We start from the raw sequence: 16,788 nt of genomic DNA on the forward strand, positions 1-16,788 counted from the left end.
GTCAGGAACGTCGTTTATTGTAAAACGGTAACCACGTCTTTTAATATATAATGGAAAGAGGAAACGGAGGAATCTTTGTTTTCGGTAAACCCGCTGCGCAGATCAATGGTATCTTTCGGGTCATTGGGGTTCACCCCGGTATAGTCTCCCCTGAACACCTGGACTTTTCCGTCCCGCAGATTCTGTATCGTTTCTTTGAGCTGCTCCTGTGCCTCTTCCGGCAAAACGGCGGTGTTCAGTCTGGTCATCTCAACCCAGTTTTCCTTGAAGCCGGCGCTCATATCCTGGTTGGGGTGTACCGTGCCCGCTACGGTTTTCTCAATGGGTTTATTGTCCATTACGGCTTTGACCGCGCCGAGGATGTAGGGCGTCCAGTTGATCCGCGTGCCGGCCAGGGACGTATGGTGCGCCGCGTCCGTCATGTCGATGTTATACCCGACATGGTACACGTCTTTTGCGTAACTTTCTTCGCAGGCGATGGCCGGGCCTACCGTGTCCGAATGCTGCGACAGGATCACGCAGCCTTCCTCCAGCAGTTCTTCCGCGCAGGCCTTTTCCAGCGTGTAGCTGTCCCAGATGTTGGTGTATTTAACGTACATCACGGTTTGGGGAACCACGGAGCGCGCTCCCAGCAGGAACGCGGTAAAACCGGAGATGACTTCCGGATAAGGGAAAGCGGCCACAAAACCCAGCTTGGCTTCTTCCGGTCTGATCTTGCCTTTCTGGATCATTTCCTTCAGCTTCAGTCCCGCCACTACGCCGCTGGCATACCGGCCCTGGTATACCTCGCCTTTAAACGTATGGTAATTGGCCGGGGCTTCTTTGGGAACCGGGTCGAAAGACGCCTGGCAGAACTGGATATGGGGATACCTGGGAGCCAGGTCGCGGATGTTTCCGTAGCTGTTGGTAAAAATAATATCGCATTTTCCGGCCGCCAGCTTCTCAACGGCCAGGTGGATATGCTCGTCCAGCACATTGCTGCACATGACGGTACGAACCTTGTCCTGATAGGTCTTCTGCACCGTTTCCTGGGCCAGGTAAAAATTGTAGGAATAGGGCGCCGTCTCGTCGTTGTCGTAGATAAAGCCCACGGTGACTACCCGGGTCGGGAAGAAGTGTCTGTACCCGAAAAATGCGGCTGCAAGCAGCAGCAGCGCGATCAGGATCTTCAACAGCGAATGCTGTGTGTTTCCTTGCTCTTTCATAAACGTATCCGCTCCTGGTATGTCATTACTTTGTTGCTGTGTCCGTACAAAATATATATTGGTACAAAGAATTAGCTATCATTGATAGTACAATCACACATATTATAGCAAATATCCCCCTTTGGTTCAATATTATATATAGCAGCGGTCCACAGAATTTTTGCGGAACGTGCGCGGAAACGACTGGATGCACTGCAGGATGGGGAGGAAGATCGGACGGTTATCCGGTCATTTTTTTTGCAACGACATTTGGATTTCGGCCCTGCAAACAGTAATGAGTTTTATTAGTAAGTAAAATTGACAATCTTATAATAAAAATTAATAATTAGCTTGACATTCTTAATGATAATTATTATTATATTATTGGACAGGGAAACCGGTAAGGCCAAATCAAATCCTCTGGTTTCCGGCGAAGAGTGTTAAAAACAGAATACAGCAAACTTACAGGTGCCCGAAAGGGCCCAACAGAGAAGTCCGGTGCAAGTCCGGCGCGGTCCCGCCGCTGTAAGGGGGAGCGAACTTCACAGATGTCACTGAAACGTCCGGTTTTGGGAAGGCGAAGCGAGCGATGAACCCAAGTCAGAAGAACTGCCTGTATGGAATCCATTTCTTGACCCGCGAGCGACGGGGAGGAGATGACTGCACAGCCGTTATGTGCTGGCAGCTGCCTTCAAACCGTCTTTTCATTACGAAAAGGCGTTTTTTAATTTAGTTTATATAACGGCCTGGACAACCGTCATATAATGATTTGCCATTCTCAAACCTTCCGAATTCACGTGCGGGGTAACGCAGCCGGACACTGGGTTACCCGCACGGGTCTGAAGGTGAAGGAAGAGGATGAAACGGCAGTGGCAGGAATCACTCTCACACGAGCAGGTTTTTTTATTGGTAACATTTGGTAACATCCATCCGGCGACGGATGGTCTTACATAGATTCAGTGACCGGGCGCATTTCCCGGGAGGAGAATCACAAAGGAATTGGAGGGAAATAATCTGGTCATAATGCGCAGGACAAATTTTCCCGGACAAGGCGGAGAAGTGAGTCGTAGCTGTAGCTGCGCCGAGCGACGACAACGAGGTTCGGGAAAAATTGGACAAGCAGAATGGTCGGATGATTGACCGATGATTCCGAAATCTAATGAGGAGGTAAATTGTTTATGGCTGAAGAAACCAACATCGAGCAGTCCAAATCCAAGCCGATGACTGACAAGGAGTTGGAAGAACTTCTGCGTAAGTCCGAACAGAACGCGTCTTACCCGGATGTTCCGTTTGATGAGTTTACAGTCCCCACGCCGGAGGAATGGGTGGAGGCCTGTAACGAACTGTTAAAAGGCAAGCCTTTTGACAAGATGATGTACACCAAAAACTATGAAGGCATTACCTTCGATCCCATTTACACGCTGCGTAAATGGAAAGACATCCTGCCGACGGATGATTATCCGGGCATGGGCGACTTCCTGCGCGGCAGTACGGTAAATGGTTACGTTCACGAACCCTGGGGCATCGCCCAGGCCTGCGATCTGACCGAACCGCAGGAAAACAACGAACTGCTGAAATTCGAAATTTCCAAAGGCAGCACGGTTTACCATGTGCGCGTTGACAAAGCCACCCTGGCCGGCGTTGACGTAAAAGATGCCGAAAAACCCGGTGATAAAGGCGTTAGCCTGACCACCGTGGAAGACATGCACACCATGCTGGACGGACTGGACCTGGAAAAGATTCCCTTCATGTTATATACCGGGGAAGCTTCCACCCGCCTGCTGGCTATGATGGTAGCTGCGCTGAAAGCCGGCGGCAAGAAAGTGGAAAAGCTGAAAGGCATTGTGGGCGCCGACCCTATCGGCGAGCTGATTAAAAACGGCAAGACCAGCGAGTCCCTGGATGCGCTGTATGACCAGATGGCTGCTGCCATTAAATGGGCAAAGAAAAACGCGCCCGGCCTGCGTACCGTTTTCGTTCGCAGCACCGTGTTCTCCCTGGGCGGAGCGGAAAGCGTTCAGGAAGTTGCCTACACCTATGCGGTAGCGGTGGAATATGTACGCCAGATGATGAAACGGGGCCTGGATATCCATGATATTTCCCAGGCGATCGCTTTCGAATTCAACCAGGGCGCAAACTTCTTCATGGAAATCGCAAAACTGCGTGCAGCCCGTCAGATCTGGGCTAACATCATGAAAGAATTCGGCGCCGAAGAAGCGGACCGCGCTTCCTTCGTACATGGCCGTCCGGCATCTTTCACCAAGACCGTGATCGACCCGTATGTGAACATGCTGCGTAACTGCACTCAGTCTTTCTCCAGCGTAGTTGGCGGTGTTAACACCTACGAAAACGAACCCTTTGACGAACTGATCCGCAAAGGCGACACCTTCTCCCGCCGTATTGCCCGCAACATCCATATCATGCTGCAGGAAGAATTCGGCATGCAGGCGCCTATCGATCAGGCTGGCGGCTCCTGGGCCGTGGAAGCGCTGACCAAACAGATTACTGAAAAGATCTGGGCTAAATTCCAGGAAGTAGAAGCAGCCGGCGGCGTAATTGCCGCACTGAAAGACGGCAGCATCCAGAAAGGCATCGCCGATATCCTGGCTGCCCGCTTCAAGGCTCTGGAACTGCGCAAAGACCGCGCGGTCGGCGTAAACATGTATCCGAACATGACGGAAGAACCGCTGGATCCCCGTCCGGAAAATACCGAAGAAATCAAAAAGATTCTGTCTGCTAACGTAGATAAATATCTGGCTGATGTAGACGCAAAAGAAACGGACGCCAAACTGGCTGCGGTTAAGGCTGCCGGCGCTGACGCCCTGATCGACGCGGAAGCAGATGCTTTCACCGCCGGCGCTACCATCGGACAGGTTGCCAAGGCTGCTGCCAAAGAAGCCTGCTGCTGCGACGTTGCGGTTGAACCGATTGCGGAACATCACTGGACGGAAAAATTCGAAGCCCTGCGCAGAGATACCGAAGCTTACATTGCCAAGACCGGCAAGAACGTGGAAGTATTCCTGGCCAACATGGGACCGATTCCGCAGCATAAAGCCCGCGCTGACTTCTCCACCAGCTTCCTGCAGGTCGGCGAATTCAACGTGCATCTGAACAATGGTTTCCAGGACGACGAAGGCAAGCCCAATTCCCGTTGGGAAAAGGCTGCGGCTGCCCTGAAGGCAGGCATCGACGAAGCAGGCACCCCGTATGACTGCGCGGTTATCTGCTCCACCGACGCTACCTATCCGGAAGACGTACCGGGAATGGCTCCGCTGCTGAAAGCTGCCAACCCGACCATGAAACTGTTCCTGGCCGGCGCTCCTGCCAAAGATATGAAACAGACGTATCTGGATGCAGGCGTAGACGACTTCATCAGCGTATCTGCCAACTGCTTTGATATTCTGAAAGACTTGCAGAAGAGGAAGGGGATGATTGAATAATGGCAAATCTGAATCCTGATTTCACCAAGATTAGTTTTCCCGAACACCCTTCCTGCTCCTATGAGGACTGGAAGAAAGGTCTGGAAAAGAAGACCGGTGAAAACTGGGATGCCCTGAAAGGTACAACCCTGGAACGTATCCCGGTTGATCCGCTGTACACTGCTGAAATTTACAAAAAATGCAACCACTTGGATTTCATGAGCGGTATTCCTCCGTTCCTGCGTGGGCCGTACTCCACCATGTACGTATTCCGTCCCTGGACGGTACGTCAGTACGCCGGTTTCTCCACCGCAGAAGAATCCAACGCTTTCTACCGCCGCAACCTGGCAGCGGGCCAGAAAGGTCTGTCTATCGCCTTCGACCTGCCGACGCATCGCGGCTACGACGCGGATAACCCCCGTGTAGTAGGCGACGTTGGTAAAGCAGGCGTATCCGTTTGCTCCATGTTGGACATGAACATCCTGTTCTCCGGCATTCCGCTGGACCAGATGTCCGTATCCATGACCATGAACGGCGCTGTTCTTCCGATCCTGTCCTTCTTCATCGTATCCGGTGAGGAACAGGGCGTAGACAAGAAGATCATGGCCGGTACCATCCAGAACGATATTCTGAAGGAATTCATGGTACGTAACACCTACATCTATCCGCCTGATATGTCCATGCGTATCATCGGCGATATTTTCGAGTACACCACCAATTACATGCCGAAGTTCAACTCCATTTCCATTTCCGGTTACCACATTCAGGAATGCGGCGCTACCTGCGATCTGGAATTAGGTTACACCCTGGCCGACGGCATGGAATACATCCGCACCGGTGAAAGAGCAGGCCTGAAGGTTGACGCCTTCGCAAAACGTCTGTCCTTCTTCTGGGATATGGGCAAGAACTACTTCATGGAAGTTGCCAAGATGCGTGCGGCCCGTGTACTGTGGGCTAAGATTCTGAAGAGCTTCGGCGCCAAGAATCCGAAATCCATGGCACTGCGTACCCACTCCCAGACTTCCGGCTGGTCCCTCACCGAACAGGATCCGTTCAACAACATCTCCCGTACCTGTATGGAAGCTATGTCCGCAGCACTGGGCCATACCCAGTCCCTGCATACCAACGCACTGGACGAAGCCATCGCACTGCCGACCGACTTCTCCGCACGTCTGGCACGTAACACCCAGCTGTACATCCAGGACGAGACCAAAGTCTGCAAGATCATCGATCCGTGGGGCGGCTCCTACTATCTGGAATACCTCACCAACGAGATCATCCGCCGTGCCTGGGCGCACATCCAGGAAGTTGAATCCCTGGGCGGTATGGCCAAAGCTATCGCCACCGGCCTGCCGAAGATGCGTATCGAAGAATGCGCGGCCCGTCGTCAGGCGAATATCGACAGCGGCAAGGAAACCATCGTCGGCCTGAACAAATACCGTCTGGCCAAGGAAGACCCGCTGAACGTATTGTCCATCGATAACACCGCCGTTCGTAACGCTCAGATCAAACGTCTGGAAAAACTGCGTGCAGAACGGAATCCGGAAGCGGTTGCCCGCGATCTGGCAGCCCTGACCGCAGCAGCAGAAAGCCGCGAAAACGGCAACCTGCTGGAATGCGCCGTACAGGCAGCCCGCGACCGTGCATCCCTGGGCGAAATCTCCGACGCAATCGAAAAAGTATCCGGTCGTTTCAATGCGGTTATCCACACCGTATCCGGCGTATACAGCAGCGAATTCTCCGGCAACGACGATATGGAAAAAGCCAATGCGCTGGCTAAAGAGTTTGAAAAACTGGAAGGCCGCCGGCCTCGTATCTTCCTGGCTAAGATGGGTCAGGACGGTCATGACCGCGGACAGAAAGTTCTGGCGACCTCCTTCGCTGACATGGGCTGGGACGTTGACGTAGGGCCTCTGTTCCAGACTCCGGAAGAAACCGCACAGGACGCAGTGGACAACGACGTTCACATGGTAGGCTTCTCCTCCCTGGCTGCCGGTCACAAGACCTTGCTGCCGGCTCTGGTGGAAGAACTTGCCAAACGCGGCCGTGAGGATATTCTGGTAACCATCGGCGGCGTTATCCCCGCACAGGATTACGATTATCTGTACGATCATGGCGCAGCTGCTATCTTCGGGCCTGGTACCAACATTCCGAAGTGCTGCATCAAACTGCTGCAGATGTTAGTAGACCGTGCGAAAGAGGAAGCGGCTCAGGAATAACGGAATTGTAAGGAAGACAGCCTGAACGGCTGTTGACGGACAGTTCCCAAGTGTAAGAAGAATTATGGTGCGTGCCTGCCCCTGTTGTGGTAACGGGGGCAGACAGCCCATTTATTTCATGTATAGGGAGCGGGACGCAGAACGCATGCGGTCTGCGCAGCGTGACGCCTGCCGCGCCACTATATATGAAGAAAGTTGAGATGATAATCATGCCTGAAATTCCAAAATCCGATTTACATCCCAGCTGGGTGCCTGAGGATGCAAATGAAAACTTTGCCTGTTCCGTAATGGGTGGCATCGACACGAAAGTTAACGCCAACTCGGAAGAAAAAGTCTATGATCCCAATGCAGTCCGCAGGGTTCCGTTGCGCAGGAAACCCACTCTTGACGAGATTGTAAAGGGGGTAGGCGAAGGCAATCGCGTGATGTTATCCAAAGCGATTACTCTGATCGAAAGTAATGCTCCCAAAGATTTTGATAAGGCCCAGCGTGTTTTGCAGGGGCTGCTGCCAAAAACGGGCAAGGCGCTGCGCATCGGTATCACCGGTGTTCCCGGCGCAGGCAAGAGTACGTTTATCGAAGCCTTTGGCCAGCTGCTGTGCAGTATGGGCTACAAAGTGGCCGTTCTGGCCGTTGACCCCACCAGTCCTCTGACCGGCGGTTCCATTCTGGGCGATAAGACCCGTATGCAGAACCTGTCCCGGGAACCGAACTGCTTTATCCGTCCCACGCCTTCCGGCGGAACGTTAGGCGGTGTGGCCCGTAAGAGCCGCGAGACCATGATGCTTTGCGAAGCGGCAGGCTATGACGTAATTCTGGTAGAAACCGTAGGCGTAGGCCAGTCGGAGACGACCGTACGTAATATGGTAGACTTCTTTATGCTGGTGGTTCTGACCGGCGCTGGTGACGATCTGCAGGGTATTAAAAAAGGTATCATGGAATTGGCCGACGCCATTGTAGTTAACAAAGCGGACGGCGAAAACCTGGCGCGGGCTACCGTGACCCAGGGTGAATACGAACGTATGGTGGAATTCATCCGTCCGGCCACGGAAGGGTGGAAGACCCATGCTTATAAATGTTCCGCACTGACCCATGACGGTTTGCCCGAACTGTGGGCTGTCATGCGGAAGTTTGAAAAAGAAACAAAAGAATCCGGAGTGTTCCAGAACCGCCGTAAATCACAGCTTCTGTCCTGGGTACGCGGCATGATCGACGAGCATCTCCATAACCTGTTCTTTAACGATCCGATGATCAAGGGCCGTATCCCGCTGGTAGAGCATTCCGTAGTAAACGGACTGATTTCCCCCAGCCAGGCAGTTACCGAACTGATCCGCTGCTTCGATATGGACCGGGCGGCCATCAAGCATCTGCAGAGCGACAAGCTGTAAAGGTTCGTCAGTAAGCGGAAAACGGACACGGTTTGAATGTGGGGCAGCTGGTTGCAGCGCGCCCTGTTTGAACTGAAAATTTAAGAAATAATGTACCTGTGATTGCGGATTTTGGCGAATCCGTCTCAAAAAAGGCTTATTCACAGCGGTTACCGCCTTAGCTGCTGTGTGATAGCGGACTTCCCGCCGCCTCGGGAAGTCCGAAACCCCGGTCTCCGTAAGGAAGCCGGGGTTTTTGTAATGAAAATAAGTTGTTGAAAACAAAAAGCGTGCAAGGATTGAGCAAGACATTGTGCGCGTTTGTGTCATTCCATGAGATGAAATGCGCCGCAGCGGCGAGACTGTCTGAGGGGCGAAGCCCCGAGTTTCGAAGCCGCAGGCGCATAAATCCATGGAATAGCAAACACGCACAGTATTGCGAAACCTTGCGCGCTTTTGTTTTCAATAATTATGTTATTCCGGATATTCATTCAGCGGATCCTGGTCTTTGCCGATCAGGGTGAACATATCCGTCGTCTCACGGTTATAGGGCAGCTTGGATTTGATGCGGCCCTGTTCCTGTAGCAGCCGTTCCGCTTCCAGGGGCATAATCTCCATGCGTTTCAGCTTTTTGTACACGGAAGGACGGAAGGCCCGCCACACTTCCATGATATTGTGCAGTATCTGGGCGCTGGGAATCTCAAATTTTTCCCGGCCTTCCAGCACGGACTGCACTTTGGCACGGCGCTCCGCCAGTTCTTCTTCCTCCAGCCCTTCAATCACGCGTTCCAGCTCTACTTCCAGCGGGTTTGCCAGATAATCTTCAATCATGATTTCCAGTTCATTGTCGTATGTGATCCTGCGCTTTTCCATGATTACCTCCTCCTGTTGTCCTGTGTAACGGTGAATCGTTCTATAAAAAATGACTGTAATGGTGTCGGATTCGGGACATAAGCGGCCAAACCCTTTGCCCCGCCTGTTCCCACATATATTTTATCATTTACAAGATTTATTATCAATAAGAATATAAAATTTATTAATAAATTTTACGAGGTTACTGGAAGGGACCGAGGTTTCAGTGTCTCCTGTCTGCGCAACCGTGTTAAGTAGCTGCTGATCCGTTCTGTGTGTGCCGGCTGGTTTTGTGGCTGACTGCATCAATGCTCCTCGACGCAGCTGTTAAATCCCTATAAATCATAGTGATTTATATGACATTGTGTAACATTCTGCACAATTTCTAACGCAAAATTATAATTTTAGAAAAAAGTGTAGTTTTTATTTGACAATGGGCTGCATCTCTGCTATTTTTAATCACAAGTTAAATACTATGATTTGGCTGTGAAGAGAAGAGTACGCAGAGGAAACTGCCACAGAGAGCTTTCATACCGGTGCAAGAAAGCGCAGGGAACTTTGCCGAAGATGGCCTTGGAGCTGACTGGTCGAAGTAATTGAGACCGTCCGGGCGCACCCGTTACCGTGCTGGGGTATTCAAGGAGAAGTCCCGCGTACCCGAGAAGCTGGTTTTGTAATTTTTACATTTGCTGCTCGCGGTATCAGGATACATCCCGCGTACCCGAGGAGGCCGGATGTGTGAGCATCCGGTAAATATGGGTGGTAACACGGTGCTTTCGTCCCATTGGGGCGGAAGCATTTTTTAGTTTCAGGCCTGTTGCCGCTGCGCAAGGGTACCCAAGGGGGCAGCGCGAGGGCAGGTAACACCCACTGACTTCTGTCAGCGTCACAAGGCAAAACACATCACAGCCGCAAGGAGGAACCAAAATGCCGGTAAAAATCACAAACCAGTTGTCTGCTGTAGAAAATCTGCAGCAGGAAGGGATCATTGCCATTACGGAGGAACGGGCGGTGACGCAGGATATCCGTCCCCTGAAGATTCTAATCCTGAACCTGATGCCCCTGAAGAAACCTACGGAGCTGCAGTTGCTGCGTCTGCTGGGTAACAGCCCCCTGCAGATCGAAGTAGATTTTGCCCGCACCGTTTCCCGGGAGACGACCCACACGGATAATTCCTATCTGGACAAAGCCTATCTGGAGTTCGCGGACGTAAAAGACCGCTATTACGACGGGTTCATCATCACCGGGGCCCCGGTGGAATGTCTGGAATTTGAAGAGGTGGAGTACTGGCCGGAGCTGGTGGATTATATCCGCTGGTCTCAGGATCATGTATTTTCTGTTTTGTCCTTCTGCTGGAGCGCCCAGGCTGTGCTGTACTATTTTTACGGTGTGCAGAAGCACACACTGCCGCGGAAATTTTTCGGTATTTACAGTTACGGTCTGACGGTAAAGCATCATCCCCTGCTGCGGGGCTTTGACGACCGGTATTTCATTCCCCAGTCCCGCCATACGGATATCGACCACCAGGCCGTGGACGCCGAACCGGACCTGAAGGTCCTGTCCCGTTCTGTGGAGCGGGGTATTAATATCTGTTGTACGGAGGACATGAGGCGGATCTTCGTCCTGGGGCACTTTGAATACGACCGGGAAACCCTGGCCACCGAGTACATCCGGGACAAGAAGAAGGGGATGGACCCGGACCTGCCGGAATATTATTACCCGGACAACGACAGTACCGAACAGCCGGTGTTCAAGTGGTGCAGTTACGCCCACCTGTTTTACGGCAACTGGCTGAACATGGTGTATCAGGAAACACCCTACAATCTGCTGACGCTGACGAAAAAGGAATAGATAAAGCGGAACGTCGGGACATGCAGATACCTGCGACAAGACGTTGCATGATAGACTTGCGATAAGACATTGGATGAAATCAGAGGTTCATCTTGAACCAGGTTGGAAAGCTGGTTATACAGAGCGGAACATTCCAGATTTCTGAAAGCAAAAGAATACCGGTTTTAACCCTGCAATCCTTTGCAGGCTAAAATAAAAAATATGGAAAAGGAGAGATCATCATGGCAAACTATAAATTTGAAACCTTACAGTTACACGTTGGACAGGAACAGGCAGATCCGGCTACCGATTCCCGGGCAGTGCCGATTTACCAGACTACTTCCTATGTATTTCACAACAGTCAGCACGCGGCGGACCGTTTCGGCCTGAAAGACGCCGGCAACATTTACGGGCGCCTGACCAATTCCACCCAGGACGTGCTGGAAAAACGGCTGGCCGCATTGGAAGGCGGCAGCGCGGCGCTGGCCGTGGCTTCCGGCGCAGCGGCAATCACCTATACCGTGCAGGCGCTGGCAGCCAACGGCGGACACATCGTGGCCCAGAAGACCATCTACGGCGGAAGCTACAATCTGCTGGAACATACGCTGCCGCAGTACGGTATTACAACGACGTTTGTGGACGCTCACAATCTGGAAGAAGTGGAAAACGCTATTCAGGAAAATACAAAGGCCATCTATCTGGAAACCCTGGGAAACCCCAACAGCGATATCCCCGACATCGATACCATTGCGGAGATTGCCCATAAGCATGGCCTGCCGCTGGTCATCGACAACACCTTCGGAACTCCGTACCTGATCCGTCCCATCGAGCACGGCGCGGACATAGTGGTCCATTCCGCCACAAAGTTTATCGGCGGCCACGGTACCACCCTGGGAGGTATTATCGTGGACGGCGGCACCTTTAACTGGAAGAAGAGCGGCAAGTTCCCCAACATTGCCGACCCGAACCCCAGCTATCACGGTGTGTCTTTCTATGACGCGGTCGGTCCCGCTGCTTTCGTAACCTATATCCGCGCCATCCTGTTGCGGGACACCGGCGCCTGCATCTCGCCCTTCAACGCCTTCCTTTTATTACAGGGGGTGGAAACCCTGTCCCTGCGGCTAGACCGCCACGCGGAAAACACGAAGAAGGTTGTGGAATATTTAAGCAAGCACCCGCTGGTAGAAAGCATAAGCCATCCGTCTTTACCGGAGCATCCGGATCATGCGCTGTACGAGAAGTATTTCCCCAACGGCGGCGCCTCCATCTTCACTTTTGAGATCAAAGGCGGCCAGGAAGCGGCCTGGAAGTTTATCGACAACCTGAAGATATTCTCCCTGCTGGCCAACGTGGCGGACGTGAAGAGCCTGGTGATTCATCCGGCTTCTACCACCCATTCCCAGCTGACGGAAGCGGAGCTGAAAGACCAGGGCATTTCGCCCAGCACCATCCGCCTTTCCATCGGCACGGAGCATATTGACGACATCATCGCGGATTTGGAAAACGGGTTTGCGGCGGTAGATAAATAAGTAACAGAAAAGTCTTCGTAAAACCGGGAACGTTTGCTATTTCGTGGACTTATTCGCCTGTGGCTTCGAAACTCGGGCTTCGCCCTCAGACAGTCTCGCCACGGCCGACTCATTTCGTCTCACGAAATGTCACAAACGTTCCCGATGTTTTGCTCAGCACTTTTCTGTTAAGTATTTCGTTTTTCGGTAATGGCACGCGCAGTCTGTTATTTTACAGGCTGCTTTTTTAGTCATTGCATAATTATTTTAACAAATTCCTAAATTCCTATTGACATAGTATGATTAAAGTGGTATAAATGGGATTAAGAATTTGAGGCAACACATTCTGTGCAAATTCAATAACAATTGGGAGGCATGTATCATGGCTAAGATTTACAAAGGAACCCTGGGATTAATCGGCAACACGCCGCTGGTAGAGGTTGTCAATATTGAAAAGGAGTTAGGCCTGGAAGCTACGATCCTGGTGAAGCTGGAGTATTTCAACCCGGCAGGCAGCGTGAAGGACCGCATTGCCAAGGCGATGATCGAAGACGCGGAAGCGAAGGGCCAACTGAAACCGGGCGCGGTCATCATTGAACCTACCTCCGGCAACACGGGCATCGGTCTGGCAGCCATCGCCGCGGCGAAAGGGTACCGCATCATTCTCACCATGCCGGAGACCATGAGTGTGGAACGCCGCAATATCCTGAAAGCCTACGGTGCAGAAATCGTGCTGACGGAAGGCGCGAAGGGCATGAAGGGCGCCATCGCCAAAGCAGATGAGCTGGCGAAGGAAATCCCCAACAGCTTTATTCCCGGCCAGTTTGTAAATCCGGCCAACCCGGCGATCCATAAAGCCACTACCGGCCCGGAGATCTGGAATGATACTGACGGCAAAGTTGATATTTTTATCGCGGGCGTAGGGACCGGCGGCACCGTAACGGGTACCGGCGAGTATCTGAAAGAACAGAACCCCAATGTGAAAGTTGTGGCGCTGGAACCGGCGGATTCCCCCGTGTTATCCGAAGGCAGGGCAGGCGCCCATAAGATCCAGGGCATCGGCGCAGGCTTTGTACCGGAAGTGCTGAACACCAAACTTTACGACGAAGTATTTAAAGCGGAAAGCGCGGACGCTTTTGCGGCGGCCAAACTGCTGGCGAAAAAAGAAGGCATCTCCGTGGGTATTTCCTCCGGCGCGGCGCTGCACGGTGCCATTGAACTGGCAAAACGCCCGGAGAACAAAGGCAAGGTCATTGTAGCCCTGCTTCCAGACAGTGGTGACCGGTATTATTCCACCCCGTTGTTTACGGAATAAAAGGTATGCGTAAATGATAGAATGATTTCCGATTCTGTAAGAAGAGAAAAACGAAAACTGACGTTGGAAGCGATGTTAGCAACAGCTGTAAGATAACGGCAAAACCCTTTATCTTACATGTATTAAGGCGGCGTAGCCAAGCGTTTAAGGCAATAGTCCGCAAGACTATCATTCCCTGTGTTCAAATCCAGGCGCCGCCTCCAAATTATATAATAAGAAACTGTACCGTTAAATCGGCCAAAGGGCCGGTGCGATACAGTTTTTTTATACAAGTTGCTATTCAGATAAGAGCTGCCCGTTATCCTTTTCGCGTACTCAAATTCGAAAAACTGTATCGAATTTAACAAAAATTACAGTACTTTACTCCTGTTGTTACGAAATCACAAAAATTATAAAAATGCTGTTGACAAATCGGATTGGTTGGTTATAATAAGCATAACAAGTTTAAATCATACTAAACAAATATGAATAATATGATTTAAAAATACGATGAGAAGGAGGACGACCTGAATGAAAAAATCAGCGGTATTGCGTCGGGCAGAATCTTGTTCTATGCGTACACTGGCTGCTGTCATGTGTATGTGTTGTTGTCCTTGCGCGCTCAGCATGAATATGTGTAGAACAAGAAATGCCTGTTTATGTCTTCTGACATGATTGACGATTGCATCATCATACAGATTACGAAACAGACTGCGGTCTGTTTTTTTATTGCAAAAATTAAGGAGTAACGGTTTATAACGAAAGGGGTAGCATGATGAAATATAATTGGAAAAACGTATTGGCGGTTGCAGCTGTTTCTTTATTGACGGCAGGGCTTCTGGTCGGCTGCGGCGGCGTAAAGAAGGTGGAAAAAACAGATAAGCCGGCGGATGCCGGCGCGAAGAAAGTCGTGAAGGTCGCGCACAGGGCGGATTATGTACCGTACTGCTTCATCAATAAGGATAACCAGTCGGACGGTTTTGAAGTGGCGGTATTAAAGGAGCTGGCGGCAGCGCTGCCCCAGTACAAATTTGAATTCATTCCCACATCTGACGATGACCTGCTGATCGGCGTGGAAAGCGGTAAATATGACATCGGAGTCAAAGGCGCCTGGTACACGAAAGCACGCAAGGAAAAATTTATCTTCCCGAAGCATTATATCGCGGCCAGCGTTATCGGCATCACGTTCCGAAAAGAGGATGAAGGAAAGATCAAAGACCTGGAAAGCTTTGCAAAGCTGAAAGGAAAGCTGGTTCCGATTGCGCCGCAGAATGCACAGTACGCAGTGGTGCAGCAGTATAACCGGGAACATCCGGATAATCAGGTCAAGCTGGTTCCTTCGGAGAACTTTAAAGTGGATGAGGCGTATGGCTGGATACTGGAAGGCCGTTATGACGGGTACTTTAACATTGAACTCAACCACATAAACAATGTGGAAAAAGAAACCGGCAAATATTATAAATTGAGAGATAAATTTGCCTATGTACGGCATCAGGCAATTCCCACCTATGCGCTGTTCAATAAGAAAGACCAGCAACTCGCCGACGAGTACGACAAAGTATGGGAAAAGCTGCAGAAGAGCGGCAAGCTGCTGGAATTGGAAAACAAGTATTTCGGCTTTGATATTTTCAAGCTTGTCAAAGGCGACGGCAAAGGAGAAAGGTGATAGAAGATGCGCCCGTTTGAGCCTCAGTTGATTCCGCAGTATTTAGTGGAAGTGTTCCCGTACCTGAGCGTAACGCTGGGTGTTACGGTTTCCGTAATTATCTTCGGCAGCCTGCTGGGCGGTGTGATCGCCTGGGGAAAAATCAGCGGCGGGCGAGTGGTTCGGAGCCTGGCTACAGGTTATACCTATATCCTGCGCTGCACTCCGTCCATCATTCTTCTTTTCCTGATCTTTTACGGTCTGCCCAAATTCGTGCTGGAAGCTTTTGGTTATGACATCAATGGGTTGAGCCGTGCAGTCTTTGTAATCATATCCTTTACGTTGCTATATGCAGCCAGCAGCTCGGAAGTCATGCGCGCCGCGTACCTGTCTGTGGATCACGGGCAGTATGAAGCGGCGGTAAGTATAGGCCTCTCCTCCTTTACCGCACTGCGGCGGATCGTTCTGCCGCAGGCTGCGGTAGTGGCGTTACCGAATTTTGGAAACTCGGTGCTGAACCTGATGAAGGAAGGCTCGCTGGCCTATACAATTGGACTGATCGATCTGCTTGGGGAAGGGAATCTGATCATCTCCCGCCAGTATGGAGGCTCTGCGCTGGAAGTCTACACTGCAGTTGGGCTGATCTATCTGGGACTGGCTTTTCTGATCACAAGGTCGACGATGCTGTTGGAACAAAAGCTGTTGCCACAGAAAACACGACCGGAAAGGATACAGAAATAAAATGGAATTAGATTATGCGTTTATGGTCCGGACCTTTGGGATTTTGCTGCAGGCCATACCGGTCACCCTCAAGCTTACCGCGGTGACGCTGGTGCTGGCAACGCCCTTTGCGTTCCTGCTGGCGCTGGCAAGGATTTACACCGTGCCGTACGTGGCAAAATTCGCTTCCGTTTACGTTTCGGTGATGCGTGGCATCCCCATGGTTTTACAGATCCTGCTGGTGTACAGCCTTCTGCCCAGTCTGCTGAACTATCTGTTTAAACGAGCGGGTATTGCGTATAACATTTTTGATCTGGATACAATCTGGTATGCCTACATCATCTTTACTCTCGGTGAAATCGCGGTTTTGTCAGAGGTTTTCCGGTCTGCGCTCGGCAGTGTCGGCGACGGGCAGATAGAGGCGGGGCTGTCGGTAGGCATGAACCGCCGGACGATTTACCGGCGTATCCTGATTCCGCAGGCGCTGGTGACGGCCATGCCGAGCCTGTGTAATGTTACGGTCACGCTGCTCAAAAATACCTCGCTGGCTTTTATGATGGCGGTGCAGGATATAACTGCGACAGGCAAAATTGCCGCATCGTACGGATATAACTACGTAGAAGCCTATCTGGATGTGTTCCTGGTTTACATCATTGTGTGCTCGCTGGTGCAGATTGCCTTCCGTATTTCGGAGAAGCATCTCGGACGGTTCCGCCACGCTTCCCAGACCAGCGGCTGATAAGTAAAACT

11 protein-coding genes, 1 tRNA gene, 1 riboswitch and 1 other annotated feature are annotated in these 16,788 nt (G+C 51.5%); of the genes, 10 read left to right on the plus strand and 2 right to left on the minus strand.

What is annotated here, in order from left to right; all coding sequences use genetic code 11:
• Positions 1-14: 14 nt before the first annotated feature.
• Positions 15-1,205 carry a BMP family ABC transporter substrate-binding protein gene (locus QZV31_RS06450; protein ID WP_295359201.1) on the minus strand — a complete coding sequence of 397 codons (1,191 nt, stop codon included), beginning with the start codon at positions 1,203-1,205 and terminating at the stop codon, positions 15-17.
• Between the two features lie 428 nt (positions 1,206-1,633).
• A riboswitch (cobalamin riboswitch) is annotated at positions 1,634-1,816 on the plus strand.
• Between the two features lie 546 nt (positions 1,817-2,362).
• Here QZV31_RS06450 and QZV31_RS06455 point away from each other — a divergent pair.
• The 3 genes from QZV31_RS06455 (at position 2,363) to meaB (ending at position 8,210) form a co-directional block, all read left to right on the plus strand.
• Positions 2,363-4,624 carry a methylmalonyl-CoA mutase family protein gene (locus QZV31_RS06455; RefSeq protein ID WP_295359203.1) on the plus strand — a complete coding sequence of 754 codons (2,262 nt, stop codon included), beginning with the start codon at positions 2,363-2,365 and terminating at the stop codon, positions 4,622-4,624.
• A complete protein-coding gene (scpA, locus tag QZV31_RS06460; RefSeq protein WP_093913343.1) occupies positions 4,624-6,822 on the plus strand; it encodes a methylmalonyl-CoA mutase in 2,199 nt (732 codons plus the stop codon). The genes QZV31_RS06455 and scpA overlap by 1 nt, the downstream gene beginning before the upstream one ends.
• A gap of 209 nt (positions 6,823-7,031) precedes the next feature.
• A complete protein-coding gene (gene meaB, locus QZV31_RS06465; protein ID WP_093730088.1) occupies positions 7,032-8,210 on the plus strand; it encodes a methylmalonyl Co-A mutase-associated GTPase MeaB in 1,179 nt (392 codons plus the stop codon).
• A gap of 453 nt (positions 8,211-8,663) precedes the next feature.
• Here the strand turns inward: meaB and QZV31_RS06470 are convergent, their stop codons facing one another.
• A complete protein-coding gene (locus QZV31_RS06470; protein ID WP_295359208.1) occupies positions 8,664-9,062 on the minus strand; it encodes a hypothetical protein in 399 nt (132 codons plus the stop codon).
• Positions 9,063-9,518: 456 nt separating this feature from the next.
• Positions 9,519-9,828 (plus strand) — a binding site (T-box leader).
• A gap of 140 nt (positions 9,829-9,968) precedes the next feature.
• Between QZV31_RS06470 and metA the strand changes: the two genes are divergently transcribed.
• From metA to QZV31_RS06505, 7 genes are all read left to right on the plus strand, one after another.
• Positions 9,969-10,892, plus strand: coding sequence for a homoserine O-succinyltransferase (metA, locus tag QZV31_RS06475; protein WP_295359210.1), 924 nt, complete (start codon positions 9,969-9,971; stop codon positions 10,890-10,892).
• Between the two features lie 221 nt (positions 10,893-11,113).
• On the plus strand, positions 11,114-12,400 hold the full coding sequence (locus tag QZV31_RS06480; protein WP_295359212.1) for an O-acetylhomoserine aminocarboxypropyltransferase/cysteine synthase family protein: 1,287 nt from the start codon (positions 11,114-11,116) through the stop codon (positions 12,398-12,400).
• A gap of 361 nt (positions 12,401-12,761) precedes the next feature.
• Positions 12,762-13,694, plus strand: a complete 933-nt coding sequence (cysK, locus tag QZV31_RS06485) for a cysteine synthase A (protein WP_093730067.1) — start codon at positions 12,762-12,764, stop codon at positions 13,692-13,694.
• 126 nt (positions 13,695-13,820) lie between these two features.
• A tRNA-Cys gene (locus QZV31_RS06490) sits at positions 13,821-13,897 on the plus strand.
• 548 nt (positions 13,898-14,445) lie between these two features.
• Complete coding sequence (locus tag QZV31_RS06495) at positions 14,446-15,339, plus strand: transporter substrate-binding domain-containing protein (protein ID WP_295359215.1); 894 nt, start codon at positions 14,446-14,448, stop codon at positions 15,337-15,339.
• A gap of 6 nt (positions 15,340-15,345) precedes the next feature.
• The gene (locus QZV31_RS06500; protein WP_295359217.1) at positions 15,346-16,059 is read left to right on the plus strand and encodes an amino acid ABC transporter permease; all 714 of its coding nucleotides are present in this window, start codon (positions 15,346-15,348) and stop codon (positions 16,057-16,059) included.
• 1 nt (position 16,060) lies between these two features.
• The gene (locus QZV31_RS06505; protein ID WP_295359218.1) at positions 16,061-16,777 is read left to right on the plus strand and encodes an amino acid ABC transporter permease; all 717 of its coding nucleotides are present in this window, start codon (positions 16,061-16,063) and stop codon (positions 16,775-16,777) included.
• Positions 16,778-16,788: the final 11 nt, after the last annotated feature.

This window comes from uncultured Succiniclasticum sp., from assembly GCF_902793885.1.
In the GTDB taxonomy this organism is placed as follows: domain Bacteria; phylum Bacillota; class Negativicutes; order Acidaminococcales; family Acidaminococcaceae; genus Succiniclasticum.

Coding starts and splice junctions, on each gene's coding strand:
- QZV31_RS06450 (WP_295359201.1), bottom strand. CDS start 1,205: ATGAAAGAGCAAGGAAACACACAGCATTCGCTGTTGAAGATCCTGATC.
- QZV31_RS06455 (WP_295359203.1), top strand. CDS start 2,363: ATGGCTGAAGAAACCAACATCGAGCAGTCCAAATCCAAGCCGATGACT.
- scpA (WP_093913343.1), top strand. CDS start 4,624: ATGGCAAATCTGAATCCTGATTTCACCAAGATTAGTTTTCCCGAACAC.
- meaB (WP_093730088.1), top strand. CDS start 7,032: ATGCCTGAAATTCCAAAATCCGATTTACATCCCAGCTGGGTGCCTGAG.
- QZV31_RS06470 (WP_295359208.1), bottom strand. CDS start 9,062: ATGGAAAAGCGCAGGATCACATACGACAATGAACTGGAAATCATGATT.
- metA (WP_295359210.1), top strand. CDS start 9,969: ATGCCGGTAAAAATCACAAACCAGTTGTCTGCTGTAGAAAATCTGCAG.
- QZV31_RS06480 (WP_295359212.1), top strand. CDS start 11,114: ATGGCAAACTATAAATTTGAAACCTTACAGTTACACGTTGGACAGGAA.
- cysK (WP_093730067.1), top strand. CDS start 12,762: ATGGCTAAGATTTACAAAGGAACCCTGGGATTAATCGGCAACACGCCG.
- QZV31_RS06495 (WP_295359215.1), top strand. CDS start 14,446: ATGATGAAATATAATTGGAAAAACGTATTGGCGGTTGCAGCTGTTTCT.
- QZV31_RS06500 (WP_295359217.1), top strand. CDS start 15,346: ATGCGCCCGTTTGAGCCTCAGTTGATTCCGCAGTATTTAGTGGAAGTG.
- QZV31_RS06505 (WP_295359218.1), top strand. CDS start 16,061: ATGGAATTAGATTATGCGTTTATGGTCCGGACCTTTGGGATTTTGCTG.